A 16,352-nucleotide genomic window follows, 5' to 3' on the forward strand; every position below is an offset into this window, starting at 1 on the left:
AGACAGATTTAACTTTATAATATTTCATCTGTCAACTTGACAGGGACTAGTGCACTTGACGATTGAAAAGGAAAACTTAGTCGTTAAGCGCGGTGACGAAGTCATTAATTTAACGAAGCGGGAATACGAACTATTACTGACGTTAATGGAAAACATCAACGTGGTCTTAGCGCGTGACGTTTTATTGAATAAGGTTTGGGGCTACGAATCAGAAGTCGAAACCAACGTGGTGGATGTCTACATTCGTTACTTACGGAACAAGATCGACCGGCCAGGTGAAAAGAGTTATATTCAAACAGTTCGTGGGACAGGATACGTGATCCGTTCCTAATGACTGACCAAGCTGAGGATCAAGTGATGCCGAAGCAACGAAAACGTTGGTCGTTAAAATGGAAATGGGCGCTCGGGACCGCAATTGGGACCGCGCTCATTTTTATTTGTTTTTCAATGCTGGTCTATAAGAGTTTCACGAACCTCTTATTGCGCCAGGAACAACGTGACGTTGTTAGTGCCATCACGACAGTACAACAATCTCTGCGGACGGAACCCAAGGGCCTGACTATTCACTCGGTCGCCGCTAAGTTACAACCAGAAGCCAGTGTCGAGCCGGCTGAAGGCATGTATGAGCGGAAACGGGGCGCCATCCAAGGAAAAATCTTTTCGGATTCAGAGTTAACGGCCCTATCACGGACTAACCTTGCCGTTACGGTCTATGATCCGCACGGGACAACGTTATACATTTCACGTAAAGATTCCCATGAATTTCAGAAAAGTACGAAGCGTCAAGTTAACATGGTCGGTCGCGGGCACGCGGCTCAGTTAGTGGGGCGCGCACCGATTCGCGCGACGGCCACGCATAAACTGATTGGTTATGCGCAAGTAACGAATAGTTTGGCGGATTATCATAATACGACGTATAACTTGGTTTGGATTTTTATTGTCATGACGATGATTGCCATCTTTGGTGCAACGTTACTGGGTTACTTCTTAGCGGCCTTCTTACTACGGCCAATGCGTCAAATCAAAGAAACCATCAACGCCGTTAACGCCGATCCCCAAACGGATTCGCGGGTGCCCGATTTGCGTCGAAATGACGAACTCTCTGATCTAGCCGTTTTGTTCAATGATATGTTGGATCAAATGCAACGTTATATTACGCAGCAGCAACAATTCGTGGAAGACGTTTCCCACGAACTGCGGACACCGGTCGCCATCATTCAAGGCCACATGGAACTATTGAACCGGTGGGGTAAGGATGACCCACAAGTCTTGTCCGAATCGCTGGCAGCGAGTTTGTCTGAAACTAAGCGGATGCAGAGCTTAGTTCAAGAAATGTTGGACCTGTCACGGGCTGAACAGTTGGAAATCAACTTTAGTCACGAGACGACTGACGTGCAAAAACTCGTCACTCAAGCGTTTAACGACTTTAAGATGATTCACCCAGACTTCCGCTTTACGTTTGATGACGACGTTAAGAAGCCGGTCTATGCGCAGATTTACCGCAACCACTTGGAACAACTGCTGATTATCTTGCTAGATAATGCCGTTAAGTATTCGACAAAGCGCAAAGAAATCCATTTGTCCCTTTCGACAGACATTCGTTACATTGAAGTCGCGGTACAAGATTTTGGTGAAGGCATCTCGAAAGATAATCTGGACCGTGTTTTCAACCGTTTCTACCGGGTCGATAAGGCGCGTAGCCGCGATAAGGGTGGTAACGGACTAGGGTTGTCGATCGCCCAACGGTTAGTTGAAGGATACCACGGCAAAATCAGTGTGGAATCAGTCGTTGGCCAAGGGTCGATTTTCCGCTTCCACTTGCCGATTTTGCGTGATCCTGAACTCTTAGCTGAGGCACAAGCTGAAACGGATAAAGTTGAAAAGATCGCTAAAACCGAGTTACCGGCGGGAATCAAGCCGGCAATTTACAGTAAAGATGAACCCCCGTTAGATGATCATGAACATGATGATGGGGATGTAAAGCCATCTAAATAATCACTTCAGTGAAAAACTGTCGGAAATTCTTGTTGATTGAGAATTTTTCGGCAGTTTTTTTATCATGAACACAAGTTCAATGTTATTAATTTAATTATGTATGTTTATGTTAGAATTAATTAAGGCGTTATCGTAATCGCGGGGAAACGATTATGGCTATTATGTAACGTTACGTTAAATTTTCAAGAAACAATTATGAGGAGTGTCGGGCATGAATTTGAAGCAACACGTCGCGTTAGGTATGGCGTTATTAGGGAGTGCGGCGTTGATTGGGACGAGTACACAACCAAACAACGTTGTCGCAAGCAAACGTCGGGGAAAAAAGGTTACCAAGGTTAGCAAGACTTATCGGACAAAGGCCACCAAGGTGAGTCATAAGTCGTATTATTCGCTAAGTAAAACCGGAAAGACTTACAAATTGAGTGGGTCACTCAAAAAGCCAGTTTTAAAAGCTAACCACACGTTAAAGCACTATGTAAAGACGACGTGGACTCGCTCCAAACAGATGGTTGTCACTAAAAAGGGTAAAAAAGTTCGTTACTATTACGTTACTAACGCCAAGGACCACGCCGCGGGTTGGGTCAAGGCGAGTGCGTTAAAGGCCGGGAAGAACGGTCAAGCAACGACGCCTAAGAAAGTGGCGACCAAAGCTTACTATAAGAACGCCAAAGCTGGCAAGATTTACCAGTTAAAGGGTAAGAATCGTTACGTGACCCTTAAGAGTGCTCGGAAGTTAGCAGCTAACAAAAAATACACCAGAACGCAAAAGCGTTACGTTTATAAACACGGTAAAAAGATGACGTATTACTACGTCAAACAAGGCAAGACGAAGGGCTGGGTCTGGAGTGGTGATTTAACGACCAAGATGCCTGCTAAAGCTAAAGCAAAGTTCAAAGCCAAGGCCAAAGCCAAGGCCAAAGCCAAATCCAAAGCAAAGGCTAAATCCAAAGCCAAAGCAAAGGCAAAGTCCAAAGCCAAAGCCAAAGCCAAGGCCAAGGCTAAGTCCAAGTCCAAGTCCAAAGCTAAAGCCAAAGCTAAAGCAAAGTCAAAAGCTAAAGCCAAGGCTAAAAGTAAACGTGGTTTGACGACACGGGGCGCAACGGCCAATGGAATTACGACGTACCATACAACTGGCGACGTCATTGCACCCTATCTCTCGAAAAATTTCTCAACGGTGAAAGTTCCCAATGCCTATTTTGTTAAGAACTACGCCTATCAGTATTCAGCAAGTTACCACGCAGATCAGACGTTACAACCTAAGAGCGAAACGCTAGGGGTCGTGCGGCACATGGGAGCTAACAGTAATTATGATTTACGGTCAACCATGTATTTGCCACTAGATAGCGCCAACGAAAAGGGACGCAACTCTAATCCGCAAAGTGCCACTTTTTCTAAGGACGACCATTACTTGTACGTCATGTACGTTGATAAAAGCGGGACGGACGCCGATACGCAAAAAGGCTGGGTCATTCGTTATGATTGGCAAAAGCTGACGGCGTTAGGCACGCGGAAGAACGGTCAAATGGAACTGATCCGTCAAGCCGCCGTTGATCAGTATCATGATCGGGTCACGAGCCAAGACCGGGCCATTTTAAATTGTATTAAAGTTGGACCAACGTTTAATTCGGGTCACGCGCAGTCATTGACGTTGAACCCGAAAACCAATGAATTATGGTTCATCAAGGATCATAAATCAGGTGTCAAGGCGATGGTTGAACGCTTGAACGCCAGCACTTTGAAGCCGGATGCTGCGGTCAACTTCACGTTGAAATCCACGTTAAGCATGGGTGGCGTTTTAACCTTTGATAACGCTGGGAATGCTTACTTCTGGACGCATACGGTCGCAGCTTGGCCAACGGCACCAGTTAATTCGGCTAAGATCTACAAGGGTCAAATCAGTACGAAACGGGTTCGCTTCAGCTTAGTAATGCAAGGCTTGAGCAAAGGGCCTGGTGAAATCGTACAATCCATGGGTTACAACCAAGCAAATAAGCGGCTGTACCTTGTGTCCAACGGGAGTATCTTCTCCGTACCGACAAGCAAGCTAGGTCATTTGAAGTCGAGCGACGTTAGTGCCACGAACTTCACTGGTAAACGAGAATTTGAAGGGGTTGCCTTCATGCATCGCAGTAATTCTGGCTACGTCTTGTTAAACCGGGGACCAGCGCTTTACCAAATGAATAACAAATAGACTTTTATCGTGGTTGCAAAAAACACTGATTTTAGGATTGGTGTTTTTTGCTTCTAAGTATTAATTTTTGTAAGGAGTGTCAGGGATGAGTTTTAAACAACACGTCTTTTTAGGCGTCACGTTGCTAAGTAGTGTCGCGGTGATTGGGGCTAGCGTGCAATCAACGACTGTAGCCGCAAGTAAACGACGGGGAAAAAAGGTCACCAAAGTTAGTAAGACTTATCGGACTAAGGCGACCAAGGTAAGTCATAAGGCGTATTATTCACTGAGTAAAACCGGCAAGACTTACAAATTAAGCGGAACGCTCAAGAAGCCCGTTTTAAAGTCCAACCACGCGTTGAAAAACTATACGAAAACGACGTGGACGCGGTCTAAGCAGATGTTCGTGACTAAAAAGGGCAAAACGACGCGCTACTACTACGTTAAAGCTGCTAAGAATAAAGCGGCTGGCTGGGTCAAAGCAAGTCAGTTAAAAGCCGGCAAGAATGGTCAAGCAACCACGGCCAAGAAAACGACCGCTAAAGTTTATTATAAGAACGCCAAGTCAGGTAAGATTTATCAGCTCAAGGGTAAGAATAGCTATGTGACCTTTAAAAAGGGCGTCAAGCTGGTTGCTGACCAGAAGTACACAAGAACACAAAAACGGACGGTTTATAAGCGGGGCAAGAAGACCACGTATTACTACGTTAAATCAGGGGAAACGAAGGGCTGGGTCTGGAATGGCTATTTGACGACCAAAGCGCCCGTTGTCCCCGAACCAACAGTGAGTGGCTTGACGACGCCTGGTGAAACGGTTGATGGCATCACGTCCTACAACGTTTCTGGCAATACGATTGATCCGTATAAATCGGAAGACTTTTCAACGGTGGACGTGCCGAGTGACTACGCCTTAGCGCGGTATAAGTACCAATATTCGCCAACGTACAAGGCAAAGAAGACCCTTCAAACTAAAAGCGAAACGTTAAGCGTTGTTCGACACACTGGTGCGGATAGCGATTACGCTTTGAAGTCGACGATGTACTTGCCTTTGGACGGTGAGTCAACGAAGGGGATTAATTCAAACCCGCAAAGTGCGACGTTCTCTAAAGATGACCATTACTTATACGTGATGTACGTGGATAAGAGTGGTAAGGGGGATGACGATCAGATGGGGTGGGTCATCCGTTATGACTGGCAAAAGTTGACGGCGTTAGGCACGCGAAAAAACGGTCAGATGCAGTTGATCCGCAAGGCCGCCGTTAACCAATATCACAATAAGGCGACGAGCAAGGATAAGGCCATTTTGAAGTGTATCAAAGTTGGGCCAACCTTTAATACTGGTCATGCGCAGTCGTTAGCTTTGAATCCGCGAACCAACGAGTTATGGTTCGTTAAGAAGCACCAAGCAGATGATCAATCGACGGTTGAACGACTAAATCAGAAGACGTTGAAACCAGATGCCGCGGTTAACTTTACGTTGAAGTCCGGCATGCACATGGGTAGCGTCTTGGCGTTTGATAATGATGGGAACGCCTATTATTGGACCCATACGCTTTCGGCTTGGTCAACGGCACCGCTTAACTCGGCTAAGATTTATAAGGGACAGATTAGTACTGACCGGATTCATTTTAGTTTAGTCATGCAGGGTCTCAGCAGGGTACCGGGAGAAGTCGTTCAGTCGATGAGCTACAATGGCGCTAATAACCGGTTGTACCTGGTATCTAACGGCAGCATCTTCTCTGTTCCGGTGGACAAACTCGGGCAATTAGATGCCAGTGATGTTAGTGCGACGAACTTCACGGGTGACCGTGAGTTTGAAGGCATGATGTTCATGCATCAAAGCAATCAAGGCTTTGTCTTGACGAATCGTGGTCCCGCCATCCTACAAATGACGAATTAATTAAAATATTTGGGATGAAATTCAAATAACCGTTCAGGAATAGCCAATATTTCTGAACGGTTATTTTGCTTAAATGTACGTCAAAAGATTCTTTGTTACGGGATACTCTGTTTGAGCCGGTTTTCACAAACACTAATCTTTGTTATAGTGGAAGTGCAGCAAATTAATTTGGGGGGCGAAACTGTTGACAAACGAAACGGCTTATCGGCCGATGACATTCAAGATCTTCTTGCAATTCATTCGGTTGAATGCAAAAGCAGCTAGTGTGGTACCTTACTTCATTGGTATTTTGTTTTCAATCTATTATTTCCACGCGTTTAATTGGGTAAATTCATTAATTTATTTAATTGCGCAAGTCGCAATTGCGTTATTTGTAACGGGTTTCAATAACGTACAGGACTACTATTTAGCCAAGGATATTCATTACCGCGATACTTATAATATCGTTGGGCGTGAGCATTTATCACCACGGCGATCAATGAACATGATGCTAGCCATGTTAGCAACAGCAATTATTTTAGGCATCGTGTTGGTTTTCAAGACGAACCTATTGTTACTCTTTATGGGGGCGGCCGCAATTGGTGTGGCAGTTTTCTATACGTACGGCCCAGTACCATTCTCACGATTCCCATTGGGTGAACTATTGTCTGGTTGCGTTGAAGGGTTTGGGGTATTTTTCCTGAGCGTTTACATGAACGTTGCAACACCCGTGTTAGCGGGCTTCACCTTTGACTGGCCACGGTTTGCGGTAGTTGGTAACTTGCAAAACATTTTGGTGATGATCCTAGTTGGGCTACCAGGGATTTTCCTAGTGGCGAACATTATGCTTGCCGACAATATTTCCGATTTACAACAAGATATTCGCAATGAACGGTACACGGTACCTTACTACATCGGGACTAAGCGGTCATTAAAAGTTTACGATACGCTGGCATTGCTCGGTTACGTCCCCGTTATCATTAGCGTTATCTTACAGATCTTGCCAATTTATCAACTCTTAGTGTTACTAGTCTTGCCTAAGATTTTGAAAAATATTCGGGCATTCAACGCGGAACAAGTTAAGGAAACGACCTTTAACACCGCACCACAAAACTTGATGATGTTTCAAGGAATGCAATTAGTAGGATTAATTTTAGGAATTATCTTTTAATTAAAATTGTAATTAAGACGGACGGGCGCTCTTCATTGAAGCGGATTGGCCGTCTTTTTTAGTGGTTGTACCAGTTCAATGGACCTAGTCCGGCTGTCGCTGATAGTATGCGGTCGTGGGACCGGTCCAAGCCTGAGGAACGTCTTGCACCTCGTCCGGAATAATTGCAAAAAGCGCAATTGTCCCGGACCGTCCGTGGCCTAAGACCGGAAAAGCACCGGTCAAAAGCCACCTTCACGACCGATGCTATCAGCGACAGCCTCCGATGATCCAATGAATTTTTAGAACGTATCAATAATACTGACGGGGCGACAGTATTATTGGTAGGTGCTGGCGGCTTTTTATTGCAACTAAAATAATTTTAAAAAATTTTCTTTAACAAGTCTTACTGGGCATTTTTCGGGTAAGATAGAAGTAATTACTAGAGGTTGAAGCGTAGTCTTAATAAGGATTGGCTACACGTGACTTAGTTAACAACTTAAGCTTGAAAGGAGTGAAGTAGCGTATGTTGAAGGACGAACAAATTGTATGGGCTATTCATCAAATGGAAAAAGAGATGGGGCCGGTGGGGCCATCTCTTGATTCGCGGACCCCGTTTCAGTACTTGGTGTCGGTGATTTTAAGTGCGCAGGCTACGGACGTTTCAGTCAATAAGGTGACCCCGGTACTATTTGACAAGTATCCAGAACCTAAGGATTTGATGGTGGCGGACGTCACCGATGTTGAGCAGATCATCAAAAGTGTTGGCTTGTTTCGGAATAAGGCTAAAAACATTATCAAAACGGCACGGATCGTTCACGAGGACCTGCACGACGTGGTGCCAACGGATCGCAAGGGCATCATGGCCTTGCCGGGTGCAGGGCGTAAGACGGCTAACGTGGTCCTAAGCGATGTCTTTGACCAGAATACGTTTGCGGTGGATACCCACGTTTCAGCAATTTCTAAGCGGTTACACTTTGTCGACCAAGCCGCGTCACCGCTGCAGGTTGAGCAAAAGATCGTTGGGGTGTTGGACCCTAAAGAATTACACCAAGCCCACCATACGATGATTGAATTTGGACGCAAATACTCCATGAAGCTCACACCCGATCGGGAAGTTTGCCAATTGATTATTGACTGCGACAAATTGAACGAGGAAAACGAGTCTGGACTATAACTTAATAACTAAAGGTTGAAACTTAAATTTAAGAAACTGTTGCATCAATGTCTGGACCAACAAAATTAGCTATTTATAAGCTATTCCGGTCGCAACTGATGACATGCGGTCGTGGGACCGGGCCTAGCCTGGGAAACGGTCTAGTCCTTCGCCCGGAACGATTACAAAAGGCACAATTGTCCCGGACCGTCCGTGGTGTAAGCCCGGCAAAAAAGCGCCGCGCCAACACCACCTTCACGACCGATGTCATCAGTTACGGCCTCCGATTGTCTGATGGAGATAACAATAGTAAGATTATTCTGCCTGACGGAGCAATTGATTTAGGAATAACAGCTAAAGGATGAAAGTCATAAAAACTGATATTAGCAACATACCAATATTAACAAAGTCGGTAAATTTGTTGCTTCCAGCTAAGTTGATCTTTCGATGAAAGTTGATTTATCTTGCTTTTAACCAATCCTAGCGCAGCCGGCAGAACCAGTGGGCAGTGTCGGTCATGTTGGCTGGCGGTTTATGCCTGGCGACATGGCGGGGCGTCTTGGAAGACTTGGGCTTTTAGGCTTACAAGCGAGGCGGAAGCCCGTACCTTGGCTGTAGCCGACCCCACAGCCCACTGGTTCTGTCCGGCGGAGCGATGAAGAATCCTATGTGTCTAATTAATGCTATTAACCTTGAGTTAATAAAAAGAAAACCGGCATCCCGATGAAAATCATCGAGGTGCCGGTTTGACTTGTTTAAATCAATTAGTTGCGGTGATGGCGTTGCTGCTTGCCAGCATTGCGACCCTTACCAGGGGTGTAGTTACGTGGCTTAGGCGTTGCGTCACTTTCAGTTGCATTAACTGGCTTAGCTTGTGCAACTGGCGCTGGAGTTGGGGTCTTGATGGGGTGCTTCTTCAGTTCAGCTTCAACTTCACGCCGAATCCGGGGGCGGAAGAAGTTGATGATGAGCGTTTGTAAGCAGGCGAATAACCCACCGACGAAGAAGTATAGCCCTAAACCAGCGGGTGCTGACATGGACACGAATAAGATCATGATTGGACTCATGACGAGCATCATCCGCATTTGCTTCTTTTGATCATCCGGCAAACCAATCATTGAGAGGTAGCCTTGTGCCAAGTAAGACAAGAAGGCTAAGATGGCCAAAAGTAAACTGGATTTCCCTAAGGAGATCCCCATGAACGTGGCACTTTGCAACTCGGGTGAGAAGCGGATGGCGTAGTAAAGGGCTGAGAAGACGGGCAGTTGAATTAATAATGGTAAACAACCGATCCCACCAGTCATGCTAATGCCGTTTTCCTTGTAAAGCTGCATCATTTCGTTACTGATTGCAGCTTTTTCTTCCTGCGTTGTCGCAGCTTTTTGCCGGGCTTGAATCTTTTGCATCTGCGGTTTAACGGCAGACATTTTTTCTTGTTGGTACGTGGACTTGCGTTGTTGACTGATCATCATAGGTAGAAGTACTAACCGTACGATGACCGTCAGACCGATGATGGCCCAGCCGTAGTTATTGCCTAAAATTTGTGATAACCATTGCATAACGGCTTGACCAGGACGTGCTAGGTAGTCGTAGACAAAGCCGTATGGTTTCCCAGACTTAGTTGTCTGTACACAGCCACTCAGAAATAACGTCAGCGTAGTTAATGTCAACGCTAATGTGAGGCCTTTTTTAGATTTCAATAGATCATAATCCCCTTTATTAAAGATATATAAACTCGATGATACTAAACCTGAACGGGGATTTCAATTAGTTATCCGAAAATTGTGGTAGTTTTGTGGTTCAACGTCGTTAACGATGAGCTTGTTAACCTTACCAAAATCGGTCGGTGATTGTTTGATCACGTCAATAAAGACTTGAACCCGTTGATCTTCGCCTTCCGCTTCAATGAATACGGAGCCATCCATTAAATTGCGAACAATTCCGTTGACACCACACTTATCCGCGGCGACCTTTGTGGCCCAGCGAAAACCAACCCCTTGAACGCGGCCGCTGGCTTGCAGAGTTACTGCGCGCATACTGTCACTTCCTTTAATTGTAAATCATAATAACCCATACACTATATAATAGCATGGAAGTGTGATGCGGGCGATATGCTATACTTGAAAATAAATCGTGAGGTCTCTCAGCATGAGAGACCCTGCAAGGACGAAAAGGAAGTTCATACCGTGGAAAAAATCAATTCATTACAAAACGTGCACGTTAAAGCGTGGAAAAAATTACAGACCAAAAAGGGCCGTAAGCAGCAGGGCATGTACCTATTAGACGGCTGGCACCTAGTTAACGAAGCCGTTAAAGCACATATTCCCGTTAAAACGTTACTGATTACCGAAAAACAATTGGCGACCGACCCGGACTTAACTAAGTTCCCGGCGTTGATTGAAATCTCTGAAGAGGTTGCGGCCCACATTAGCGCAACCGTTACGCCCCAAGGGGTATTTGCACTGGTTGTTTTGCCGGCAGCAGAGGACGATGAGTTAGCAAAGCTAGACCTAACCCGGCCGTGGTTATTACTCGATAACGTCCAAGATCCTGGTAATATCGGGACCATGGTGCGAACAGCGGATGCCGCTGGTTTTGCCGGGGTTGCGTTTGGACAGGGAACGGTTGACGTCCACCAACCAAAAGTTGAACGGGCCATGCAAGGTAGCCAGTTCCATCTTCATTTAATTAGTACCGATTTAACGACCCTAGTTGAACGGTTGCATGCTGATAACGTCCCGGTGTACGGCTCGGAATTGAATCCGGAAGCCGTGCAGTATCAAGATGTTGACGCCCCCGCAGCTTTTGGCCTCGTGATGGGGAATGAAGGTAACGGGATGAGTAAGACGCTCTTAGCGCAGACGGATCAAAACTTATACATCCCAATTAAAGGGCGTGCGGAATCTTTAAATGTTGCGGTTGCAGCCGGGATTCTCATGTTCGGGTTATACCACTAGGTTACAATTAGTAAGAATGACGTTTAAATTGGGCAAAATACTTTTAAAGTTACTTACTTTTTAGTAGAATAGCGGTAGTTATTAACAAAGGGAGCTTTTAATGAAAACTAATGCGTGGAAACAAGATTCTGAATACGTGGCGCTTGTTGCAGATTTGTTAGCTCAACCAGAAGTACAGCGGTTGGCAGAGTTTACTCAGCACCATCATTCGAATCGCTTAGATCATTCAATTGCAGTTTCATATGATAGTTATGTTTTAGCGAAGAAATGGCATCTTAATACGACGGCAGTTGCTCGTGGTGGATTATTGCATGATTTGTTTTATTATGACTGGCGTGAAACCAAGTTTGATTTAGGGTCACACGCATTTATCCACCCACGGGTCGCGTTACGAAACGCTGAAAAGTTAACCAAATTAACACCGATGGAAAAGGATATCATTTTGAAGCACATGTTTGGGGCGACGTTAGCCGTTCCTAAATATCGAGAAAGTTTGCTCGTTTCCTTAGTCGACGATTATGAAGCAGAACATGAATTTTTTGGCCCACTACGGACGAAAGTGGCCAAACAGTTAGATCGGTTCCGAGGTAAGGTCTCCGCCGGTTAATCGAATTTTTTGGAGGTCATGCATATGTCAGAAATGATAGTTGATACGGTTGAAGACTCAGCCGTCGATTTTGAGCTGTGTCCCAAATTTGAAAAGACTTTTTCCATTTTGGGTAAGAAGTGGAATGGTCTGATCATTGACGTTTTACTCGAAGACGGGCCACAACGTTTTAAGAACTTGGCACGGCGCATTCCTAAGTGTAGTGACCGGGTACTGGTGGTTCGCTTGAAAGAACTCGAAGCTAATGGGATTGTTAGTCGGGTCACGCATTGTGATTCCGCATTGATTGAATACAGCTTAACGACCAAGGGGAAGGATCTCCGGCAAGTTATGGATACCGTCCACACTTGGTCTGATAAGTGGTTTAGTCCAACTCAGTGTAATTAATGGGTTGACGGAATTAGGGCTTTAGCCTAGACTTACATTGTAGATAAAAGCTGTGACGAGAAATAGTAGTTAGGAGCGACGTCTTAGGGACGGGTGTCATCGATTGTAAGCACCCCGGCGTTTAAGCTAGTGAATTCACTCTCTGAGCTGAAATTGGGCGTTTTTGATAACAAATAATTTTCCGGTCACCCGACCGTTACTACGGGAAAAGTGCACGTTAGGATTGAATGCTGACGTGAACAAGGGTGGTACCGCGATGAACCTCGTCCCTTTTTGGGCGAGGTCTTTTTTTGTCGTCAAACGTTAATAAAAATATTGGAGGAAGCATATGAGTTTACAAGATCGGTTAACTGAATTACGTGATCAAGGCTTGGCCGACATTAAGTCCGCCGATGTGTTGAAAAAAGTCAACCAAGTTAAAGTCGATTTACTTGGTAAGAAGGGTCCCATTACGGAAGTTTTACGTGGGATGCGGGACTTAACGCCCGAAGAACGACCTAAAGTTGGTGCTTACGCCAACGAAGTGCGTGATCGCCTTCAAAATGCGATTGATCAACGGCGCGCAGAATTGGAACAATTAGCGGTCAATAAGCAATTGGCTGCGGAAAAATTAGACGTGACCTTACCAGGGCGTGAAGTTGCCCAAGGCCAACCACATGTCATCACGCAAATTATCACGGAATTAGAAGACCTATTCATGGGAATGGGTTATCAAATCGTTGACGGTGATGAAGTTGAAGAAGATTACTACAACTTCGAACGCTTAAACTTGCCTAAGGATCACCCCGCACGGGATATGCAAGATACGTTCTACATCACTAAGGAAGTCTTATTACGGACCCAAACATCCGCTGACCAACCCCGGTCACTTGAAAACCATGATTTCTCCAAGGGTCCATTAAAAGTGTTGTCACCCGGACGTGTTTATCGTCGCGATACCGATGATGCGACCCATTCACACCAATTCCATCAAATTGAAGGATTAGTTGTGGACAAGCACATCACCATGGCCGACTTAAAAGGAACCTTAACGTTAGTTTCTAAGACGTTGTTCGGGGACCAATTCGACGTTCGCTTACGGCCAAGTTACTTCCCATTCACGGAACCATCCGTTGAAGCCGACGTCACTTGCTTTAACTGTGGCGGTAAAGGTTGTGGCATCTGTAAACAAACCGGTTGGATCGAAGTATTAGGTGCCGGAATGGTTCATCCCCACGTGCTTGAAATGTCAGGGATCGACCCCGAAGTATACGGTGGGTTTGCCTTTGGCTTAGGCCCAGACCGTTTTGCAATGTTGAAATACGGTGTTGATGATATCCGGAACTTCTACTTAAACGATGTTCGGTTCTTGTCACAGTTTTACAAGAAAGGTTAGGAGGAGTCCACATGAGAATTTCTACCCAATGGTTAAAGGATTATTTAAAGCTGGACATTCCGGCCGATGAATTAGCAGAAAAAATTGAACGGACGGCCGTTGAAGTTGACGGTGTCATTCGTCCCGATGAAGGACAGAAAAAGGTTGTGGTTGGGCACGTTTTAACCTGTGAACCCCATCCTGATTCTGACCATTTACACGTTTGCCAAGTTGACGTTGGCGAAGATGAACCACTTCAAATCGTTTGTGGCGCACCAAACGTTGCCGCTGGCGAAAAGGTCGTTGTGGCGTTACCTAACTCTTGGATCGGTAACCACACAAAGATTAAAAAGAGCAAGATGCGCGGTGTGAAGTCTGCCGGAATGCTCTGTGCCTTGGACGAACTTGGCTTTGATGAAAAGTTAGTGCCTAAGGAAGTCGCTGACGGGATCTTTATTCTGCCAGACGACGCGGTTCCAGGCGAACCCGTCTTCGGTTACCTCGGGATGGACGATGAAATTATCGATATGTCCGTCACACCTAACCGTGGGGACATGCTGAGCATGAACGGAACGGCGCACGAATTGGCTGCTATTTACGATCAAACGCCTAACATGCCAACGGTTGACTTACATGAAGACGAACAAGATGACGCCACCGACCAATTAGAAGTGCGGGTCGATGCCGATGAACACGACGTTCCAATGTACAAGATGCGTCTCATTAAAAACGTGACGATCAAACCAAGTCCATTATGGTTACAAATCCGGATTTGGAATGCCGGGATGCGTCCAATCAATAACGTTGTTGACGCGACGAACTACATTTTGATGCAATACGGGCAACCATTACACGCCTTTGATTTCGATCAATTGAAGAACGGGCACGTTAACGTTCGGTTGGCCAAGGCCGGCGAACACATGACAACTTTGGACGGTGAAGACCGCGAATTGTTGCCAACGGACCTCGTTATTTGTAGTGAAGATACCCCAATTTGTTTAGCAGGGACCATGGGTGGTTTGGATACTGAAGTGACCGATGCAACGACGTCGATTGCCTTGGAAGGTGCCGTATTTGATGCGGTTAAAATCCGGAAGACGGCTCATAATCACGATTTGCACAGTGAAGCTTCCATGCGCTACGAACGCGGCATTGACCATGGGATGACCGAAACAGCCTTGAACGCGGCGGCCGCAATGATTGCTGAATTAAGTGGCGGTACTGTGACGAATAACGTTGTCATTGGGCGCGATGAAGACGTTCAACCAACGACGGTCACGATCACCTTAAGCAAAATCAACCACGTGTTGGGAACGACGTTGTCCGTTGAAGCAGTGGCGGACATCTTTAAACGGTTAGACTTTGAAACGACGGTTGCTGGTGAAACTTATACGGTCACGGTTCCATCTCGTCGGTGGGATATTCACATTCCGGCTGATTTGATCGAAGAAGTTGCCCGGCTATACGGCTATGACAACTTGCCTTCAACTTTACCAACGGGACAACCAACCATTGGTAAGCTGAACGAAACACAACAAGTTATTCGGGACTCACGTAAATTAATGGAAAGTGCCGGTTTAACGCAGGCCATTAGTTATTCATTGACGACTGAGGAAAAGGCTAAGGCCTTTGCTTTACATCCAAGTGAAGTCACTAAGTTAGACTTCCCAATGAGCTCAGAACGGACGACGTTACGCTTGAGCCTAGTTTCTGGTTTGCTGGATGACTTAGCCTACAATAATGCCCGTAAGGAACATAACGTGGCGTTATACGAAGAAGGCCGGGTCTTCTACAGTCAGCCTGAACAAGTTCGTCCAAAGGAAATCGAACACATTGCTGGTGCTATTACGGGCTCAATGACCAAGAAGAGCTGGGGCGTTGCTGAACAACCCGTTGATTTCTATCAAATCAAGGGAATCGTGGAAGGCTACTTGAAGAGCTTGGCTTTAGACGATGCCGTAAGCTATGTCGCAACGAGTGACCATCCTGAAATGCACCCTGGTCGAACAGCCAACATTTTTGTTGGTGACCAGTTAGTTGGGTTTGTTGGTGAAATTCACCCGAACACGGCAAAAGCTTACAAGGTTCGTGAAACCTACGTCTTCGAACTCGACTTGACGGCCTTAATTGCCTTACCAAAGGAACGGCAGCAATATCAACCAATCTCGAAGTTCCCAAGTATCACGCGGGACGTTGCGATGTTGATTGATGACACCGTTACGAACGCGACGATTGTTGACCTGATTAATGACAAGGGTGGGGCACACTTACAAAGTGTTGAACTCTTTGACGTTTATACTGGTAGTCACGTTCCAGCTGGTAAGAAGTCATTGGCTTACACATTAACTTACCGTGATCAAAACGCGACACTAGTTGACGATGAAGTGACGCAAGCCTTCAATAAGGTCTTGGCCGCTTTGACCGATGAACTGGGTGCGGAAATTCGTTAAATTGTTGTCTAAAAGGCAACGCTAAGAATGGCCACTTGCAAGTTATTCCGGTTGCCACTGATAACATGCGGTCGTGGGACCGGGTCAAGCCTGAGGTGCGGTCTTGCCCCTCGCCCGGAGCAATTATAAAAAGCGTAATTGTCCCGGACCGTCCGTGGCCTAAGACCGGAAAATCACCGGTCAAGGCCACCTTCACGACTGATGCCATCAGTGGCAACCTCCGATTATCCGACAGTAATAACGATAG

At 45.9% G+C, this 16,352-nt stretch carries 12 protein-coding genes, 1 pseudogene and 1 other annotated feature; of the genes and pseudogenes, 11 read left to right on the forward strand and 2 right to left on the reverse strand.

All coding sequences use genetic code 11. The features are described 5' to 3' along the window. Window positions 1-55 precede the first annotated feature (55 nt). The 6 genes and pseudogenes from IV64_RS09245 to IV64_RS09270 all read left to right on the forward strand — a co-directional run. Window positions 56-331, forward strand: a pseudogene (locus IV64_RS09245) (winged helix-turn-helix domain-containing protein); the annotation flags it as partial. After that, entirely contained in the window at window positions 331-1,995 is a 1,665-nt protein-coding gene (locus IV64_RS09250) for a HAMP domain-containing sensor histidine kinase (protein WP_057706959.1), read from the forward strand. The pseudogene IV64_RS09245 and the gene IV64_RS09250, both read left to right, overlap by 1 nt. A 211-nt stretch (window positions 1,996-2,206) precedes the next feature. Continuing rightward, window positions 2,207-4,186: a hypothetical protein gene (locus IV64_RS14390; protein ID WP_057706960.1), complete on the forward strand. Its 1,980-nt coding sequence runs from the start codon at window positions 2,207-2,209 to the stop codon at window positions 4,184-4,186. Between the two features lie 85 nt (window positions 4,187-4,271). Next, entirely contained in the window at window positions 4,272-6,065 is a 1,794-nt protein-coding gene (locus IV64_RS09260) for a hypothetical protein (protein ID WP_057706961.1), read from the forward strand. A 181-nt stretch (window positions 6,066-6,246) separates the two neighbouring features. Next, window positions 6,247-7,215, forward strand: coding sequence for a UbiA family prenyltransferase (locus tag IV64_RS09265; protein ID WP_083491627.1), 969 nt, complete (start codon window positions 6,247-6,249; stop codon window positions 7,213-7,215). Window positions 7,216-7,720: 505 nt separating this feature from the next. Further along, the gene (locus tag IV64_RS09270; RefSeq protein WP_057706963.1) at window positions 7,721-8,371 is read left to right on the forward strand and encodes an endonuclease III domain-containing protein; all 651 of its coding nucleotides are present in this window, start codon (window positions 7,721-7,723) and stop codon (window positions 8,369-8,371) included. 743 nt (window positions 8,372-9,114) lie between these two features. Here IV64_RS09270 and yidC read toward each other — a convergent pair. Together yidC and IV64_RS09280 are read right to left on the reverse strand one after the other, a co-directional pair. Further along, window positions 9,115-10,050 (reverse strand): membrane protein insertase YidC, encoded by a 936-nt coding sequence (yidC, locus tag IV64_RS09275; protein WP_057706964.1) that lies wholly within the window; start codon window positions 10,048-10,050, stop codon window positions 9,115-9,117. Between the two features lie 63 nt (window positions 10,051-10,113). After that, a complete protein-coding gene (locus IV64_RS09280) occupies window positions 10,114-10,386 on the reverse strand; it encodes an acylphosphatase (RefSeq protein WP_057706965.1) in 273 nt (90 codons plus the stop codon). 150 nt (window positions 10,387-10,536) lie between these two features. Here IV64_RS09280 and IV64_RS09285 point away from each other — a divergent pair, with 150 nt between their 5' ends. From IV64_RS09285 to pheT, 5 genes are all read left to right on the forward strand, one after another. Continuing rightward, complete coding sequence (locus IV64_RS09285; protein ID WP_057706966.1) at window positions 10,537-11,307, forward strand: TrmH family RNA methyltransferase; 771 nt, start codon at window positions 10,537-10,539, stop codon at window positions 11,305-11,307. Between the two features lie 100 nt (window positions 11,308-11,407). Then, window positions 11,408-11,914, forward strand: a complete 507-nt coding sequence (locus IV64_RS09290) for an HD domain-containing protein (protein ID WP_057706967.1) — start codon at window positions 11,408-11,410, stop codon at window positions 11,912-11,914. A gap of 24 nt (window positions 11,915-11,938) precedes the next feature. Beyond that, window positions 11,939-12,301: a winged helix-turn-helix transcriptional regulator gene (locus IV64_RS09295; RefSeq protein WP_057706968.1), complete on the forward strand. Its 363-nt coding sequence runs from the start codon at window positions 11,939-11,941 to the stop codon at window positions 12,299-12,301. A 43-nt stretch (window positions 12,302-12,344) separates the two neighbouring features. After that, window positions 12,345-12,575: a binding site (T-box leader), on the forward strand. Between the two features lie 54 nt (window positions 12,576-12,629). Continuing rightward, on the forward strand, window positions 12,630-13,676 hold the full coding sequence (gene pheS, locus IV64_RS09300) for a phenylalanine--tRNA ligase subunit alpha (RefSeq protein ID WP_057706969.1): 1,047 nt from the start codon (window positions 12,630-12,632) through the stop codon (window positions 13,674-13,676). An 11-nt stretch (window positions 13,677-13,687) separates the two neighbouring features. After that, window positions 13,688-16,105, forward strand: a complete 2,418-nt coding sequence (gene pheT / locus IV64_RS09305) for a phenylalanine--tRNA ligase subunit beta (protein ID WP_057706970.1) — start codon at window positions 13,688-13,690, stop codon at window positions 16,103-16,105. The last annotated feature ends 247 nt before the right edge of the window (window positions 16,106-16,352 follow it).

Source organism: Lactiplantibacillus xiangfangensis, from assembly GCF_001438845.1.
GTDB classification, from domain to species: Bacteria; Bacillota; Bacilli; order Lactobacillales; family Lactobacillaceae; genus Lactiplantibacillus; species Lactiplantibacillus xiangfangensis.

Coding starts and splice junctions, on each gene's coding strand:
- IV64_RS09250 (WP_057706959.1), top strand. CDS start 331: ATGACTGACCAAGCTGAGGATCAAGTGATGCCGAAGCAACGAAAACGT.
- IV64_RS14390 (WP_057706960.1), top strand. CDS start 2,207: ATGAATTTGAAGCAACACGTCGCGTTAGGTATGGCGTTATTAGGGAGT.
- IV64_RS09290 (WP_057706967.1), top strand. CDS start 11,408: ATGAAAACTAATGCGTGGAAACAAGATTCTGAATACGTGGCGCTTGTT.
- IV64_RS09295 (WP_057706968.1), top strand. CDS start 11,939: ATGTCAGAAATGATAGTTGATACGGTTGAAGACTCAGCCGTCGATTTT.
- pheT (WP_057706970.1), top strand. CDS start 13,688: ATGAGAATTTCTACCCAATGGTTAAAGGATTATTTAAAGCTGGACATT.
- IV64_RS09280 (WP_057706965.1), bottom strand. CDS start 10,386: ATGCGCGCAGTAACTCTGCAAGCCAGCGGCCGCGTTCAAGGGGTTGGT.
- pheS (WP_057706969.1), top strand. CDS start 12,630: ATGAGTTTACAAGATCGGTTAACTGAATTACGTGATCAAGGCTTGGCC.
- IV64_RS09270 (WP_057706963.1), top strand. CDS start 7,721: ATGTTGAAGGACGAACAAATTGTATGGGCTATTCATCAAATGGAAAAA.
- IV64_RS09260 (WP_057706961.1), top strand. CDS start 4,272: ATGAGTTTTAAACAACACGTCTTTTTAGGCGTCACGTTGCTAAGTAGT.